This is a genomic window from Rhizobium sp. USDA 4016 (assembly GCF_056279705.1).
The window spans coordinates 395,834-411,983 of the sequence record NZ_JBWCCY010000004.1; the positions used below are offsets into that span (position 1 = coordinate 395,834).

Here is a 16,150-nt window from a genome sequence, read left to right on the forward strand (position 1 = left end):
GCCCCAATTCAAGCCGAGTGAGACGCAAATGACGGCGGTGGGGTATCGTCCGGTATTAGCTCGCAGAGCTTGAATGCCGCGTATGCTTCGTCTACCGGAATGATCCGCCAGACGGCAAAGCGGCAGGTAGAGATGGCGAGTGACGGCAGCTTGGAAGAGATCGAAGTCGCGGAGAGCCGGGTTGCGCGCGGGTTCCTGCGGCGCTATCGGCCCCACCTGGTGGCGCTCGCCACGCTTCTTGTTTTCTGCATCGTCGGATATGCCGTCGTCCAGCTAACCGATGAGGTGCGCTACGAGGACGTCGTCGCAGCGCTCTCCAATACGCGCCCCAGCGCCATCCTGCTTGCGCTTCTCTTTACCGGATTGAGCTTCCTGGCGCTCATCGTTTACGATCTCAATGCCATCGACTACATCGGCAAGAGGCTGCCATTTCCGCATGTAGCCCTGACGGCTTTCAGCGCTTATGCGGTCGGCAACACGGCGGGCTTCGGCGCGTTGAGCGGCGGGGCGATCCGCTATCGCGCCTATTCGCGTCTCGGCCTGACGCCGGAAGATATCGGCCGCGTCATTGCGTTCGTCACGCTGTCCTTCGGGCTTGGCCTGGCAGGGGTCGCATCGATCGCACTGATGATCATCGCGAATGAAATCGCACCTCTGGTGGGAACGAGCGCATTGCTGCTCCGGCTGGCCGCGGGCGTGATCATCGCGGCTCTTGGCGCGCTTCTCGTGCTTGGACGCGACGGTCGGGCGATGCACATCGGTCCGATCGCAATCCGCCTGCCGGATTCGCGCACATGGTCGCGCCAGTTCCTGGTGACCGCCTTCGACATCGCGGCTTCAGCCACGGTTCTTTATGTTCTGCTGCCGCAAACGGCGATCGCTTGGCCGGTGTTCCTTGCCGTCTATGCGATTGCTGTCGGGCTCGGGGTGCTGAGCCATGTTCCGGCGGGTCTCGGTGTTTTCGAGACGGTCATCATCGCTTCGCTCGGCAGCGCGGTGAATATCGACGCGGTTCTCGGCTCGCTGGTCCTTTACCGGCTGATCTATCATGTGCTGCCGCTTCTGATCGCCGTGCTCGCAGTGTCGGCAACCGAATTTCGGCGCTTCGTCGATCATCCGGCGGCTTCCAGCATCCGGCGCATCGGCGCACGGCTGACGCCGCAGTTGCTTTCGGCGTTGACGCTGCTGCTCGGCGTCATGCTGATCTTTTCGAGCGTCACGCCGACGCCGGACCAGAACCTGGAATTCCTCGCCAGCTATCTGCCGCTGCCGATCGTTGAAGGAGCGCATTTCCTCTCCAGCCTGATGGGTCTGGCGCTACTCGTTGCCGCGCGCGGTCTTGGCCAGCGGCTCGATGGCGCCTGGCTGGTGGCGGTTATCGCTGCTGTTGCTGCGCTAGCGCTTTCGCTGCTCAAGGCCGTAGCGCTTGTCGAAGCGGTGTTCCTTGCCTTCCTTATCTCCAGCCTCTTTGTCAGCCGCCGGCTCTTCACCCGTCATGCCTCACTGCTTAACCAAACGCTGACGGCATCATGGATGACGGCGATTGCAGTGATCTGCGTGGGCGCGGTCGTCATCCTGCTCTTCGTCTACCGCGATGTGGAATACAGCAACGAGCTCTGGTGGCAGTTCGAATTCGCCGGCGAGGCGCCGCGCGGGCTGCGTGCCGTTCTCGGCCTCACGATCATTTCGTCGGCAATCGCGATCTTCAGCCTGCTGCGCCCCGCCGCGTTCAAGCCGGAGCCTGCGACGGAGGAGGCGCTCCGGCGCGCGGTCGAGATCGTCAGGACGCAGAATGATGCCGATGCCAATCTCGTGCGCATGGGCGACAAGAGCATCATGTTTTCCGAGGAGGGCGATGCCTTCATCATGTATGGCCGGCAGGGGCGATCCTGGATCGCACTCTTTGATCCCATCGGGGCAAAGCACGCGAGGCCGGAACTCGTGTGGCGCTTCGTCGAGGCGGCGCGCGCTGCCGGTTGCCGGGCCGTGTTCTATCAGATTTCTCCAGCACTTCTCTCCCACTGCGCCGATGCGGGCCTGCGTGCGTTCAAGCTCGGCGAACTGGCCGTTGCCGATCTGACGGATTTCGAAATGAAGGGCGGCAAATGGGCAAACCTGCGGCAGACGGCGGCGCGCGCGCAGCGCGACGGGCTGGAATTCGAAGTCATCCCGCGCCCGAAGAGGTAACGGGTGTCATCGACGAGCTCTCTGCGGTTTCCAACGCCTGGCTCGAACATCACAACGCCAAGGAGAAAGGCTTCTCGCTCGGCGCCTTCGAGGCGGATTACGTCAGCGTCCAGCCTGTCGGCGTTTTGAAGAAGGACGGTAGGATCGTTGCCTTTGCCAATATCCTCGTCACCGAAACGAAGTCGGAAGCTACGATTGACCTCATGCGCTTTTCGCCGGAGGCGCCCAAGGGATCGATGGACTTCCTCTTCGTGCGGATCATGGAATATCTGCGAGGCGAAGGCTATACGCACTTCAACCTTGGCATGGCGCCGCTTTCCGGCATGTCCAAGCGCGAGACGGCACCGGTCTGGGACCGGATCGGCAGCACGGTCTTCGAACACGGCGAGCGCTTTTACAATTTCAAAGGCCTTCGGGCATTCAAATCAAAGTTTCATCCGCACTGGCAGCCGCGCTATCTTGCGGTTTCAGGAGGGGGCAATCCGATGATCGCGTTGATGGACGCAACACTTCTCATCGGCGGCGGATTGAAGGGAGTTGTCAGGAAATGATCAGAAGATATCTCCTCTCGGCCGTGTGCGCTTTCGCGCTGACGGCCCCGGCCGTCGCTGCCGAGGAAACCACGCAACGCTTTGAAACCGGGCTTATTCCTTCACCGCACATCTTTTTGCCGGACGGCGATGTCAAGGGCGCGGTGATGCTGATTTCGGATGGCGCTGGCTGGGGTGACAAGGAAAAGGCGGAGGCCGACAGATTGGTGCAGGAGGGAGCCGTCGTAATCGGTGTCGACTTCCCGACCTATATGGATGCCCTGCGCAAATATGACGTCAGCGAGAATGACGGCTGCATCTATCTGGTTTCCGACATCGAGTCGCTCAGCCAGCAGGTGCAGCGGGCTGCCGGCAACAGCGCCTATCATCTGCCGATCATCGCCGGTATCAGCGAGGGCGGCGCATTGGCGCTGGCGATTGCTGCGCAGACGCCGGATGCGACGATCGGCCAAACGCTGGTCGTGGATCCGGTTGCCGGCATTCCGCTGACCCAACAGCTCTGCACACCGGCATCGAAAAAGACGGTGGACGACCGGATGGTCTACGGCCTCGCCGATGGCAGCCTTCCGAACCCCATCACTGCTGCCTTCACGTCCGCTGCAACAAATGATGGGCGTGCGCATGCCGAGGCGCTGAAGAAGGATCATCCGGAAATTGAGATCCGCGATGTCGGGGATGATGCCGAAACGGCGCTTTCTGACACTCTGGACGACCTGATCGCCGCTTCTGGAAGCGCGGACAATCCGCTCGGATTGCCGCTTGCCGTGCTCGAGGCCAAGCCGTCCATGAACACCATGGCCATCATCTATTCCGGCGACGGCGGCTGGCGCGATATCGACAAAGAAGTCGGTGCGGCGCTGCAGAAAGAGGGCATTCCCGTCATCGGTGTCGACTCACTTCACTATTTCTGGTCAGAGCGCCAGCCCCAGGAGACGGCCGACGACCTGGCGAAGATTATCGAATTCTATCGCAAGCAATGGAAGGTGAAGCACGTTCTTCTGATCGGGTACTCTTTCGGTGCCGATATCGTGCCCGCCACCTACAACAGGCTCAAAGCCGCAGACAAAGCGGCGATCGCCCAGGTGTCGCTGCTCTCGCTTTCCCACGAGGTGGACTATGTGATTTCCGTCATGGGCTGGCTCGGCCAGAAGACGGAGGGTGCTGCCGGCGACCCGGTCGATGATCTGAAAGCCATCGACCCCAAGCTTGTGCAATGCATCTACGGCAAGGACGACGACGACGAGGTTGCCTGCCCCGCATTGAAGAATAGCGCCGCCGACGTCGTCGAGCTGCCAGGCGATCACCATTTCGACGAGAACTACGATCTGCTGACGAAGACGATCGTCGACCGGCTGAAGGCGCAGCTTGCCGATTAACGCATCAGCGTCTCTTCGCTCCAGCCGAGGGCGGCAATCTCAACACTGCGGAACTTCGCGTCGTCATCGACGATAAACTCGTCGAGCTGCGGCGGCTTTACGCAGGTTCCAGCGAGCATCGCATGCACCTGGCCGCGATGATGCGTCTGATGCTGGAAGAGGTGGCTCAGCACGTCGTCCACCCGCTCTTTCTGGAGGCGGCCAGCGCGCTGGAGATCGATCACCGCTGCAAGCCCTTCGGGGCTCAGGGCTTCGCAAAACGCCACGAGGCGCTGATCGACCTTGCGCTGCTCGACAGCAAGCGAGGCGACCGTATCGAAGGGCTCTTCGACCTCCCAGGCTTTCGGACCGAGCGTGCCGCCCTCGAGCGCGTCGACATAGAACCAGTCAACGGTGATGATGTGGTTGAGCGTCGACTTGATCGAGGGAAAGAAGCTCACGCGCTTCGCCTCGAACTCCCCCGGATGCAGGGACGCGCAGGCAGCCAGTAGGCGATGGTTCGCAAGCGCGTTGTTATAGGAAAGCTTGCGGAACACCCGGCACGGATCGAAACTCGGCATGGCGCATCCTCCTCATTGCGAATGGGGCGTAGCTAAGGCGCCGATCTACGTGGCGTCAATGTTTGCGGTCGGCCCAATCGTTGCCAGCTAGGTTCCCATCGCGCCAGGCAAGATGGCGCAGCGAGGCTGGCAAGGTCTCGATTTCTTCAGCGATGAAATAGGCGGAATATCCCGCGCGGACAGGGCTCGGCGTGTCGCAGGCACCCATTTTGAACTCGAGCTAATTGCCGCCATCCTCGATCCGGTGGATGATCTCGCCGGACTTGAACGGGAACTCGGGCGGGATTTCCATCAGGTCACAAATGCCCAGCTCGTGCCAGGCGCGTTTACCGCAGACAAGAAGTTCTCGACGTTCCAGAGAAGACGCTGAATTTTCAACTCGACGCAGAGATCCTCGATTATCTCGCGCTTCAGCGTCTCGGATGAGGGGTTGCTCGGACATTCCCTGTCTATCCAAGATCGACCACGACAATCTCCGGCGGGACGCCGAAGCGGATTGGCGCAATCGAACAGCCAAGGCCGCCGGAGATAATAATATTTCGTCCCTCCTCGACAACGTGGCCATAAGCGTAACGATTGCCGAAACGGGAGGGAACGACCGGCGAGTGGCCAAAAAGACGGATCTGCCCGCCGTGTGTATGACCCGAAAGCGTCAGCGATACACGCTGCGGCACTCGCGGAAAAAGATCAGGCTCATGGGCAAGCAGGATGATAGGCGCATCGTCGGAAACCTGAGCCAGCGTGCCGTCCAGATCGTCCAGGCCGAGCATGTGCGTGCGGCCCCACCTCTTGCCGGGCAAAAGCGCCAATTGGTCTTCCAGGCCCGCCAGCCAGAAGCCATAGCCATCTTTTTCGAGCCGGACGGCACGGTTGCTGTAAACCGGAATTCCGACATCGGCCAAGGCGCGATGTCCGAACGGTTCCCTGCCGTCGTTCTCCTGAGCGTCCTTGTCTTCCCACCAGTCGTGATTGCCCATGATCGCGTGAACGCCGAGCGGAGCGCGCAAGGTGGCGAGTGCCTCCGACCACTCGCTCGAATGCATGCAACGGGTCACCATGTTCATGCCGGAGGCATAGTCGCCGAGCAAGACAGGTCTCCGCTGAGTGCGTTCGCCGTAGCGCAGATCGCGGCAATACGGCTGGCGGACATCCACGGTTCGCAGGCATGCAAATCGGCAAGCGCGACGACCCTGAGTTTCAAGCCCGGCGTCCACCCTGGCGGCGTCAGTGCATAGATGTTCAGCCGCGCGAGAGGCTCATAGGCGAAGGCATAACCACCAAGCGCCACGACGCCCGCGACACTGCCGCCGAGAATCTTCAGAAATCCGCGTCGCGCGATCACTCAATCCTCTTCCTGAAACAGCCGGAACTGCGCGGCTTCCAGGTCCTTCGGTGGCTGCAGGCCGAGATGCTTCCAGGCGGTTGCCGTCAACACGCGGCCACGCGGCGTGCGCTGGATGAAGCCCTGCTGGATCATGTAGGGCTCGATGATGTCCTCGATCGCGTCGCGCGGTTCGGAAAGGCCCGCGGCGATCGTCTCGATGCCGACGGGGCCGCCGCCGAAATTGACGGCGATCATGTTGAGATAGCGCTTGTCGAGCTGGTCGAGGCCGACACTGTCGACAAGCAGACGGGTGAGCGCTTCGTCGGCTATCTCGCGGGTAACGGCTTCGGCCTTGGCGACTTCGGCGAAATCGCGCACGCGGCGAAGCAGGCGGCCGGCGATGCGCGGCGTGCCGCGGGCGCGCCGCGCAATTTCGCGGGCGCCGTCGTCGACGATCGGCAGGTTCATGAGACGGGCGCCGCGGCGCACGATCAGTTCCAGTTCTTCCACCGTATAGAAACTCAGCCGCACCGGAATGCCGAAGCGGTCGCGGAGCGGCGTGGTCAAGAGGCCTAGACGCGTGGTCGCGGCGACGAGGGTGAATTTCGAGAGATCGATCTTCACCGAGCGGGCGGCCGGGCCTTCGCCGATGATGAGATCCAGCTGGAAGTCTTCCATCGCCGGATAGAGGATTTCCTCGACGGCCGGATTCAGGCGGTGGATTTCATCGATGAAGAGGACGTCGCGCTCTTCGAGATTCGTCAGCAGCGCGGCAAGGTCACCTGCCTTGGCGATGACCGGACCCGAGGTGGAGCGGAAGTTGACGCCGAGCTCCTTGGCCATGATCTGCGCGAGCGTCGTCTTGCCGAGGCCCGGCGGTCCCACGAAGAGGACATGGTCCAGCGCCTCGCCGCGGTTCTTGGCCGCCTCGATGAAGACCTTCAGGTTCGCACGCGCCTCCGCCTGGCCGGTGAACTCGTCCAGCGACTGCGGGCGTAGCGTCACATCCAGGTCTTCGCCCCGCTTTTCCGGCGATATCAGGCGCGCGGGTTCACTCATCTTGGCAATCTTCCAGTTTGATAGGGATTCAACCCATACATGACGCAGTCCGCTTTTGCATCAAATCGCGGCGGATTTAACGCGCGAGCTCCTTGAGACCCAACCTGATCAGCTTGGCACTGTCAGCACCTTCGCCTGCCGCCTTCATGGCCGCAGCGACGGCGTTGGCGGCCTGATCACGTGAATAGCCGAGGTTCGTCAGCGCCGAGACGGCATCGGAGACCGGGGCCGAAGCAACACCTTCACCGAGTTCCTGCTTGAGGCCGATATTGATCGCCTCACCGGCAAAGGCGGGTGCCTTGTTCTTCAATTCGGTGACGATACGGACCGCAACCTTCGGGCCGACCCCCTGTGCGCGGGAGACGGCCGTTTTGTCCTGCAGTGCGATCGCATTGGCCAGTTCGCTTGGCGTCAGGATGGAGAGAACGGCGAGCGCGACCTTCGCGCCGACACCTTGGACGCTTTGCAGCAGGTTGAACCACTCGCGCTCCAGCGCGGTCATGAAGCCGAAGAGCTTCAGCTGGTCTTCGCGCACATAGGTCTCGATGAAGAGCACGCAGGCCTCTCCCGGCGAGCCGAGTCTCGATAGGGTACGGCCGGAGCAATAGGCGGCGTAGCAGACGCCGTGCACGTCGACGAGCACATGGTCGTCGCCGATTTCGTCGATGGTGCCTTTGAGCTTGCCGATCATGAAGAGGTCCGTCAGGGATGGGTTTCGGGGGTGATGAGATCGAGCGATGGGAAATAGGAACGATAGCGGACAGCGTCACGCGTCAGCAGCCGATGCCGGCGCCAATCAGCATGAGCCCCGACCAGAAAATCGGGAAGTATCCTTTCGCGCTGACCGCCGGCTCGCCGATATAGGCGGTGTGCTTTGCCGGCACGAAAGGCCGCCTCGAAAGGTACGGCTTCACGCTTCACATCGAGCCAGGACAAAGCAGACGTCAACTGCTCCTCGGACAGAGGCGAGGCGGCGAGTTCCGACCAGATAACGACGTTCGTTACCAGATCGCCGTCAATCACGCATTGCTTCAGGGACTTCAGCGACCATTGCCGTTCGGCGGTATCAGGCCCCAGGATGTCGATAAGGATATTGGTGTCAACGAGGGTCGAGATCGTCACGTGGGCCCCTCAACCATTCGATATACTCATCCGTCGTCATTCCGCCGAGATCAACCGTTCCTTGGACGCGGCGCGCCCAATCATCGAAATTGCGAATCGGATCAGCTCCGCCCTTCTCGATCTTGACGAGTACGGCGCCCGCTCCGGAGGCGATGAAATCCACTTCCGATCCAGGGCCGATCCCCAGTCGGTCGCGAATCTCCTTCGGGATCGTCACTTGGCCCTTTTCGGTGACACGCATGGTAATACCTCCTTTGTATTACCTAGCTGCAGAAAGAGAACAAGTCAAGAACGCATGTCAGCCGGCCAGTGCTGCCTGGCGCATCCGGCTGCTGCCGCGGTTATGGGCGTGGCAGATGGCGATGGCGAGCGCGTCAGCGGCGTCGTTGCCCTTGAATTCGACTTTCGGCATCAGGATTTTCAGCATCAAGTGGATTTGCTGCTTCTCGCCGTGGCCGACGCCGATGACGGCTTTCTTGACGGCGTTGGGTGCATACTCCGATACCTGGAGCCCGGCGCGTGCCGGCACGAGCATCGCGATGCCGCGGGCCTGACCGAGCTTCAGCGTTGCAACCGCATCCTTGTTGACGAAGGTCTGCTCGACCGCTGCCTCATCCGGCTTGTAGCCATGCACGATTTCGGCAAGCCCGTCATGCAGCTGGCAGAGGCGAGAGGCGAGGTCCATCTCGCCGTCCGAGGTCACCGTTCCGGAGGCCACGAAGCGCAGCGAATTGCCGAGTGTGTCGATAATTCCCCAGCCGGTGCGGCGAAGGCCCGGGTCGATGCCGATGATGCGAATCGTATTTTGCATGGCTCACCTTATTGCGGTTGCAAAATAACTGCCACCGATATGTGAACAAAACAAAAACATTACGTCCCTTTATAAGGCGCCGTTTACCACGAATTAAATCCAATGCCTGAAAGCTACCCCTTCAAATGTGAGAGGAGCTGCCTTTTTGCAAAAGGTTAAGGCTCCCCGTGTTCTGTTTTCGGTCAAGGTGGCAGGTTTTGCTGCCGGCAAGCCGCTCCGGAAGGGTTCGTTGTCATGGCTCAGAGATTTCAGTCCCTGTCCTTTAAGGTTATCGCGACATTTATCCTGCTCACGGCACTGGCTGTGAGCACGATCAGTGTTCTTGGTTACTTCACCAGCAGCCGCATTTCAGATGCGCAGGCGCTGAAGGCCAAGGAAAGCGTTCTCATCTTCCGCGGCGACATGCTGCAGGATCAACTGGGGCAGCTCGAAAATCAGGCGAGTTCCATTGCGCGCATCGAGGCGCTGCAGATGTCGATCACCAGCCTGAAGAGCGGCTGGAAGACGATCGAAAAATCGTCGGGCGACGCGCGCGGCGAACTCAAGAAGGTGTTCATCACCAACAATCCGAACCCGGCCGATCAGCGTGAAAAGCTGATGAAGCCGGAAGGACCGAGCGGCTTCTACTACTCCAACCACGAAAAGACGCAGGGCGAAGTTGCGCGCGACCTGGAAAATACCGCCTTCAGCGACCTGCTGATCGCCGATCTCGATGGCTCGGTTCTCTATTCCTACAAGAAGGACGACAATTTTGCCGAAAACCTGAAGGCTGATGCATGGAAGGCGACAGGTGCGGGTATTGCGTTTGCAAAGGCGATCGAGAACACGGCCAAGGCGACGGACGATTCCGCGCCGACCGCATTTTCGGGCCTGCGCGTTGATGCCTCCAACGGCAAGTCGGCGATCTTCTACGCAGTGCCGATCATCAAGCTCGGACAGCCGAAGGGCATCATCCTCTTCAAGGTTCGCGACGATATCATCACCAGCATCCTGGCAAAGGGGATCGTTTCCGGCAGCACGGCTCAGGCGGCCATCATTTCCACTGACGGTTCTGCCGTGGGGCTCAATGCCGAAGGCCGGCTTGCGACGCTCGACACGGCGCCGTTCACCTTCATGAAGGATGCGCTTGCAAGCAGCAACGGCATGACGGTCGACAACTTTGCGCGCCCCGACGGCACCGCCCGGGCCTATGTCCGCTCTATCACCTATCAGGGCGAGCGGTTCCTCGTCGTCGAAAGCGTGCTCGTCAGCGAGCTCAATGCTGGTTCGATCGAGATCGCGACGCTGCTGACCATGATCGGCCTTGCAGCGCTTGTCGTCATGGCGATCGCCACCGGCCTCATCACCAAGCTGCTCTTCTCGCCGCTCGCTCGCCTCGCTGGAAATACCCGCGATGTGGCCGACGGCAAGCTGGATGTCGAGATCGGCAGCCAGACCCGCCAGGACGAAATCGGCACGATGGCCAAGGCGCTCGCCCGCTTCAGGCAATCACTGATCGAAAGCCGCGAGCTGGAAGCGGCAAGCGCCGAAACCCGCGCCCGCGCCGAGCGCGACCGTCAGGAAAACCTTGCTCTGCGCGAAGCGGAAGCGAGAACCTTGCAGGATGTCGTCCAGGCACTGGACGAGGGTCTGGACCATCTGGCGAACGGCGATCTTGCCTATCAGATCGAAACGCGCTTCCCCAACGAACTTGAAAGCCTGCGCGTCAACTTCAACGAGGCGCTCGCCACGCTCAGCGAAACGATGACGGCGATCGGCGGCAACTCTATGGCTGTACGGTCGGGCTCGGAAGAGATGCGGACCGGAGCCGACGACCTTGCCGGACGTACCGAGCGCCAGGCTGCATCGATCACCGAAACGGCCAATGCGATCGACGCGATCACCCAGTCCGTTCGCGTCCAGATCCAACGCGCCGAACAGGCGGAGCGCATTGCCCGTGACGCGAAGAAGGAGACCACCGGCTCCAGCCAGATCATGCGCGAGACAATCGCAGCGATGGAAGCAATCCAATCCTCCTCGCGGCAGATCAATACGATCATCTCCGTCATCGACGACATCGCCTTCCAGACCAACCTGCTGGCGCTTAATGCCGGCGTCGAAGCCGCCCGCGCCGGGGAATCCGGCAAGGGGTTTGCGGTTGTGGCAATGGAAGTGCGCGAGCTGGCGCAGCGCTCATCGAGCGCAGCCAAGGAAATCGCGAGCCTGCTGCAGAAGTCGACCCGCGAAGTCGAGACCGGCGTGGCGCTTGTCGAGCGGGCAGGGGTGGCTCTGACCGGCATAGGCAGCCATGTGGAAGCGATCAACGGCCAAATCAACGAGATCATGGAATCGACCCGCGAAGAGGCGGATACGCTCCGCCAGATCAACACGTCCGTTTCCGAGCTCGATTCGATGACGCAGCAGAATGCCGCCATGGTCGAGGAAACGACAGCCGCGATCCACCGCCTTGCGGCCGAGGCTATGGAGATGGACCGTCAGCTCGGCAATTTCACGCTGCCTCACGACCATTACCATCACAGCGCCGAGGTTCATGTTCTGAGGCAACGCCGATAAACGGAGCAAACGAAGCGAAGAGATCGGGGGTCGGGAAACCGGCCCTTTTCTTCGTTCGCGGGATTTGGAATGAGCGATTCCAGAACCTACATAGACCTGTCCTTCCAATCACCGGCAGGTTTTCCTATGGTTCCCTTTTCCATTCTCGATCTTTCGCCCGTTGCCGAAGGCACGACGATCCAGCAATCCTTCGAAGGCTCGGCGCGCATGGCGCAGAAGGCGGAAGAGTGCGGCTACAAGCGCTTCTGGCTGGCGGAGCATCACGGCATGCCGGGGGTTGCAAGTGCCGCAACCGCGGTGGTCATCGGCCATGTCGGTGCCGCAACGAAACGGATCCGCATCGGCTCGGGCGGAATCATGCTGCCCAATCACTCACCGTTGGTGATCGCCGAGCAGTTCGGCACATTGGCGGCGCTTTTCCCGGGCCGGGTCGACCTCGGGCTTGGCCGCGCGCCGGGTACGGATATGCGCACGGCACAGGCGCTCCGCCGCAATCTGGAGACAGGCGCCCACAACTTCCCGAACGATATCGTCGAGCTGCAGCAGCTATTAGGCGCGCCGGTCGAGAACCAGGCGATCCTTGCCGTTCCGGGCCACAATTCGCATGTGCCGATCTGGCTTCTCGGCTCCAGTCTTTATAGCGCCCAGCTCGCGGCGATGCTCGGCCTTCCCTATGCCTTCGCCTCGCATTTCGCGCCGGATTCGCTGCTCGATGCGATCGATATCTACCGCAGCAAGTTCCAACCCTCGGCCTCGCTCGACCAGCCCTACGTCATGGCCGGCGTCATGGGTTCCGTCGCGCAGACGGACGAGGAGGCGCAATATCATTTCACCTCTGCCCAGCAGCAGTTCGTCAATCTGCGCCGTAACGTCCGTGGCCCGTTCCCGCGGCCGGTCGAGGACATGGAGGGCTTCTGGTCACCGATGGAGAAACTGAATGTCGAGCACACGCTGCGCTATGCGGTCGTGGGCTCGCCGAAGACGTCAGAGGCGAAGCTCACTGAATTCCTGAAGGAGACCGGGGCCGACGAACTCATCATCTCGATGCCGATCCACGACATCGAGGCGCGGCTGAAGTCGGTCGAGCTGTTTGCGGGACTGGGGAATTTCATGCGTGTTGCGGCTTAAGGTCCTGGAGCTGCAAAGCGCTCCGCGGCTTCTTCCCTCATTGCTGTGAAAAGTCTTCCGCGACCAAGGACGTGGGCGTGCTGGACCCCCTGTGACAAGCACAGGAGTGAGGGAGCCCAAGAGGTAGCGGGTGGTTCGCATATAGGCTGCGTCGCTCTGCGCCCAACATCACTCCTGAAAACAAAAGACCCGGTAGCGTTTCCGCAGCCGGGTCTTTTCTTCGTTCGTTCGAATGCTCAGGCCGAAAGCTTGGCGAGCACTTCCTCGGAAACCTCGAAGTTCGAATAGACGTTCTGCACGTCGTCATCGTCTTCCAGGCTGTCGATAAGCTTCATCAGCGACTGGGCCCTTTCCTCGTCCACCGGCACGTTGTTCTGGGAGCGCCAGACGGCCTTGACGGTTTCAGCTTCGCCAAGCGCGCCTTCCAGGGCCTTGGCGACCTCGCCGAGGGATTCGAAGGCGCAGGTGATGGTGTGGCCTTCCTCGTCAGTCTCGACGTCATCGGCGCCGGCTTCGATCGCGGCTTCCATGACCGTGTCGGCATCGCCGGCGGATGGCTTGTAGGTGATCTCACCGACGTGGTCGAAGGAGAAGGAAACCGAGCCGGTTTCGCCGAGCGCGCCGCCGGCCTTCGTGAAGATCGAGCGGACGTTGGATGCGGTGCGGTTGCGGTTGTCGGTCAGCGCTTCGACGATGATCGCCGTGCCTCCCGGACCGTAACCCTCGTAGCGGACTTCGTCGTAATTCTCGCTATCGGCGCCTGCGGCCTTCTTGATGGCGCGGTCGATGTTGTCCCTCGGCATGGACTGTGCCTTGGCGTTCTGGATTGCCAGGCGCAGGCGGGCGTTCATCGTCGGGTCGGGCAGGCCGGCCTTGGCGGCAACGGTGATTTCGCGCGCAAGCTTGGAGAACATTTTCGACCGCACGGCATCCTGACGGCCTTTGCGATGCATGATGTTTTTAAACTGTGAATGGCCAGCCATGGCACCCCTGTTCACGTCTCATTGTTCGGAATGGACGGCCTTATAAGAGCGAAGCGGGCTGCATTCAAGAAGAAAGCAGCTTGTCTCTGTGTCCCGAGGAAGGCGAAAAGCTACGGAACAAAGCGGCAGACGTGACGTTTGAAGGCTTGAAAAGCCCGAACGGAAGGGGAAGGCCATGGCAAGCTTTAGTGAAGCGCGCGATCATCCGGCACGGCAGCTTTGGGATCAGGTGAACGATGTTTCGGCAGGGATGCTCGGCATCGATGGTGCCGACATGCACATGCAGCCGATGGCTCCGCATGCCGATCCGAAGACCAATACCATCTGGTTCTATACCAAATCGGATGCCGACATCGTACGCGCCGTCAAACCGGGAATGCGGGCGCATTTCTGCGTCGTCGGCAAGGATCACGACTACCACGCGTGCCTGGCAGGCAAGATCGAGGTCCGGCCGGATCCTTCGAGGATCGAGCAATATTGGAATTCGGTGGTTGCTGCCTGGTACGAGGAGGGCAAGAAAGATCCGAACCTGACGATGCTTGTCATGCATGTGGACGACGCCGAAATCTGGGTTTCGACCGGCAGCAAGCTGAAGTTCGGCTGGGAGATCGCGAAGGCCAATCTCAGCGATGACAAGATGCCGGAAGTGGGCATCAAGCGGCATCTGCAATTTGCCTGATACGGGCAGAACCCGGAGGTCTCAGACTTTCGGGTCTTCTCTATTGAGCGCCCTTCATCACATAAATGAGCGGCTTCTTGGGGAGGGAGCGCATGGAAACGGTGATCGTGTCGTCGGGCGCGTAGCTGATATCGAAATCCTTGCCGAACATCGACACGAAGCGCGCGACCGGCGGACCGCGGCGGTGCATCGGCAGTATCAGCGACGAGCGAAGCCGCTTGATGATGCGGCTCATGCTGTCGGCGCCCATGGTCAGGCCGCCATCGACCGGCACCATGACGATGTCCAGGCGGCCGATCTCGGTGTAGTGGGCATCGGTCAGCTCATAGTGCAGATGGCCGAGATGGCCGATGCAGAGCCCGGCGCTCTCGAAGACGAAGATCGAATTTCCATCCTGCTGCGCAGCACCGTAGCCGCCGCGGATATCCGTCGTGACGTTGCGGATGTAGGTGTCGCCGACCATCAGGTCGATGTCGGCCTTTTCGCCGGGCACATCGCTCCAGCCGTGCAGCACGTGCTTGATCGCCGGATCCGGGGTCAGCGTGTAATGCGTGGAGTGCGCCCGGTTCATCGTCACCACGTCGGGTGTCACGACCGGCCGGTACCAGCCGTTGAAATCCGTTGCGATGACGATGCCGCCCGGCGTTTCGATTTCGAAGGTGGAATGTCCTAGGAAGGTCAGCTTGACATCCTCGCCTTCCGAAACCGCGGTCACGATGGGCATCTCACCGGAAAAGCTTGCGAATTTGGCCTTGGGGATTGCCTGTGCGATCGCCTGGCATTGGCTAACGGGCTTCCGTTCCTCTTGTGCGGCGGCTGCACGGGGCAGGGCAAGAGGCACAAGGCATGCGATAGCGAGGATAAGCAATTGCGGCTTCATGCCACCCTCCGGCGCTTTCACGGTGCGGCGAGGATGCGACAAGGGGACGCATCGGTCCAGCCGAAATCAGGCAGGGCCGCTCACAATTGCGTGTTGCCGGCGGGTGTTCTCAGCGCCAGAAATCCGGGATGGTTTCGGAAAGCCGCGGGCCAATCCGCAGCGGCGCGATCTTTTCGGCAAGCCCCGTGGAGTCGGAAATCTCCACGCCAACACCGCAGATCGTGGCAGGTCCAGTGGCGGCTTCCATACGTCCCTTCGGCATCTTGGATATGAAGCGGTTTAGCGGCTCTTCCTTGTCCATGCCAAGCGAGGAGTCGTAGTCGCCGCACATGCCGGCATCCGACATATAGGCCGTGCCTCCGTTGAGGATCTGGTGGTCGGCGGTCGGCACATGGGTATGCGTGCCGATGACGAAGCTGGCGCGTCCATCGACGAAATGGCCAAAGCACTGCTTCTCGCTGGTGGCCTCCGCATGGAAATCGAAGATGATCGCATCGGCTTGTTCCTTCAGCGGGCAGGCATCGAGGATCGCTTCGGCGGATTTGAAGGGATCGTCGAGCTCGGGATGCATGAAGACGCGGCCCATGATGTTTGCCACGAGCACGCGTGCTCCGCTTCGCGCATAAAAGAGCCCTGAGCCGCGGCCGGGCGTTCCCTGCGGATAGTTCGCCGGGCGCAGGAACTGGTCGTGGCGGCCCGCGAAGGCGACCGCTTCCTTCTGGTCCCAGACGTGGTTTCCGGTTGTGACGACGTCGGCGCCGGCGTTGATCGTCTCGAGGAAGATGTCCTCCGTGATGCCGAAACCGCCGGCAGCATTTTCGCCGTTGACGATCACGAAGTCGAGTTTCAGGTCTGAAACCAAGCCGGGCAGGCGATCCCATACAGCCGTGCGCCCCGTCTTGCCGACCATGTCACCCAGAAAAAGCAGACGCATTCC

13 protein-coding genes and 3 pseudogenes are annotated in these 16,150 nt (G+C 61.0%); 5 read left to right on the plus strand and 11 right to left on the minus strand.

Annotated elements, in window-relative coordinates; genetic code table 11:
* Window positions 1–132 precede the first annotated feature (132 nt).
* Together mprF and ACZ9DP_RS17145 are read left to right on the plus strand one after the other, a co-directional pair.
* Window positions 133–2,738: pseudogene (mprF, locus tag ACZ9DP_RS17140) on the plus strand (bifunctional lysylphosphatidylglycerol flippase/synthetase MprF).
* Complete coding sequence (locus tag ACZ9DP_RS17145) at window positions 2,735–4,114, plus strand: virulence factor family protein (protein WP_476203002.1); 1,380 nt, start codon at window positions 2,735–2,737, stop codon at window positions 4,112–4,114. The pseudogene mprF and the gene ACZ9DP_RS17145 overlap by 4 nt, the downstream one beginning before the upstream one ends.
* On the opposite strand, the gene ACZ9DP_RS17150 is transcribed toward ACZ9DP_RS17145, so the two are convergent.
* The 8 genes and pseudogenes from ACZ9DP_RS17150 to ruvC all read right to left on the minus strand — a co-directional run bounded on the left by ACZ9DP_RS17150 (window position 4,111) and on the right by ruvC (window position 8,990).
* Window positions 4,111–4,674: a DinB family protein gene (locus ACZ9DP_RS17150; RefSeq protein WP_476203003.1), complete on the minus strand. Its 564-nt coding sequence runs from the start codon at window positions 4,672–4,674 to the stop codon at window positions 4,111–4,113. The two genes, ACZ9DP_RS17145 and ACZ9DP_RS17150, sit on opposite strands and share 4 nt — an antisense overlap.
* Window positions 4,675–4,729: 55 nt before the next feature.
* Window positions 4,730–5,100 (minus strand): annotated as a pseudogene (locus ACZ9DP_RS17155) (NUDIX hydrolase); the annotation flags it as partial.
* A 23-nt stretch (window positions 5,101–5,123) separates the two neighbouring features.
* Window positions 5,124–6,016: pseudogene (locus ACZ9DP_RS17160) on the minus strand (metallophosphoesterase).
* Entirely contained in the window at window positions 6,017–7,057 is a 1,041-nt protein-coding gene (gene ruvB / locus ACZ9DP_RS17165; RefSeq protein WP_074069606.1) for a Holliday junction branch migration DNA helicase RuvB, read from the minus strand.
* A 76-nt stretch (window positions 7,058–7,133) separates the two neighbouring features.
* Window positions 7,134–7,748, minus strand: a complete 615-nt coding sequence (ruvA, locus tag ACZ9DP_RS17170; RefSeq protein ID WP_476203004.1) for a Holliday junction branch migration protein RuvA — start codon at window positions 7,746–7,748, stop codon at window positions 7,134–7,136.
* A gap of 11 nt (window positions 7,749–7,759) precedes the next feature.
* Window positions 7,760–8,179 carry a type II toxin-antitoxin system VapC family toxin gene (locus ACZ9DP_RS17175; protein ID WP_194728142.1) on the minus strand — a complete coding sequence of 140 codons (420 nt, stop codon included), beginning with the start codon at window positions 8,177–8,179 and terminating at the stop codon, window positions 7,760–7,762.
* Window positions 8,157–8,420, minus strand: coding sequence for an AbrB/MazE/SpoVT family DNA-binding domain-containing protein (locus tag ACZ9DP_RS17180; protein WP_074069603.1), 264 nt, complete (start codon window positions 8,418–8,420; stop codon window positions 8,157–8,159). The genes ACZ9DP_RS17175 and ACZ9DP_RS17180 overlap by 23 nt, the downstream gene beginning before the upstream one ends.
* A 57-nt stretch (window positions 8,421–8,477) precedes the next feature.
* Window positions 8,478–8,990 carry a crossover junction endodeoxyribonuclease RuvC gene (gene ruvC / locus ACZ9DP_RS17185; RefSeq protein ID WP_074069602.1) on the minus strand — a complete coding sequence of 171 codons (513 nt, stop codon included), beginning with the start codon at window positions 8,988–8,990 and terminating at the stop codon, window positions 8,478–8,480.
* A 234-nt stretch (window positions 8,991–9,224) separates the two neighbouring features.
* Here ruvC and ACZ9DP_RS17190 point away from each other — a divergent pair, with 234 nt between their 5' ends.
* Both ACZ9DP_RS17190 and ACZ9DP_RS17195 read left to right on the plus strand, forming a co-directional pair.
* Window positions 9,225–11,543 carry a methyl-accepting chemotaxis protein gene (locus ACZ9DP_RS17190; protein WP_476203006.1) on the plus strand — a complete coding sequence of 773 codons (2,319 nt, stop codon included), beginning with the start codon at window positions 9,225–9,227 and terminating at the stop codon, window positions 11,541–11,543.
* A 126-nt stretch (window positions 11,544–11,669) separates the two neighbouring features.
* On the plus strand, window positions 11,670–12,671 hold the full coding sequence (locus tag ACZ9DP_RS17195; RefSeq protein WP_283072401.1) for an LLM class flavin-dependent oxidoreductase: 1,002 nt from the start codon (window positions 11,670–11,672) through the stop codon (window positions 12,669–12,671).
* Window positions 12,672–12,907: 236 nt separating this feature from the next.
* Here the strand turns inward: ACZ9DP_RS17195 and ACZ9DP_RS17200 are convergent, their stop codons facing one another.
* Window positions 12,908–13,654: a YebC/PmpR family DNA-binding transcriptional regulator gene (locus tag ACZ9DP_RS17200; protein WP_039846027.1), complete on the minus strand. Its 747-nt coding sequence runs from the start codon at window positions 13,652–13,654 to the stop codon at window positions 12,908–12,910.
* 175 nt (window positions 13,655–13,829) lie between these two features.
* Here ACZ9DP_RS17200 and ACZ9DP_RS17205 point away from each other — a divergent pair, with 175 nt between their 5' ends.
* The gene (locus ACZ9DP_RS17205) at window positions 13,830–14,333 is read left to right on the plus strand and encodes a pyridoxamine 5'-phosphate oxidase family protein (RefSeq protein ID WP_074069598.1); all 504 of its coding nucleotides are present in this window, start codon (window positions 13,830–13,832) and stop codon (window positions 14,331–14,333) included.
* Between the two features lie 40 nt (window positions 14,334–14,373).
* Here ACZ9DP_RS17205 and ACZ9DP_RS17210 read toward each other — a convergent pair whose 3' ends face one another.
* A complete protein-coding gene (locus tag ACZ9DP_RS17210) occupies window positions 14,374–15,213 on the minus strand; it encodes an MBL fold metallo-hydrolase (protein ID WP_194728139.1) in 840 nt (279 codons plus the stop codon).
* 109 nt (window positions 15,214–15,322) lie between these two features.
* Complete coding sequence (locus ACZ9DP_RS17215; RefSeq protein ID WP_074069596.1) at window positions 15,323–16,147, minus strand: TIGR00282 family metallophosphoesterase; 825 nt, start codon at window positions 16,145–16,147, stop codon at window positions 15,323–15,325.
* Between the last annotated feature and the right edge of the window lie 3 nt (window positions 16,148–16,150).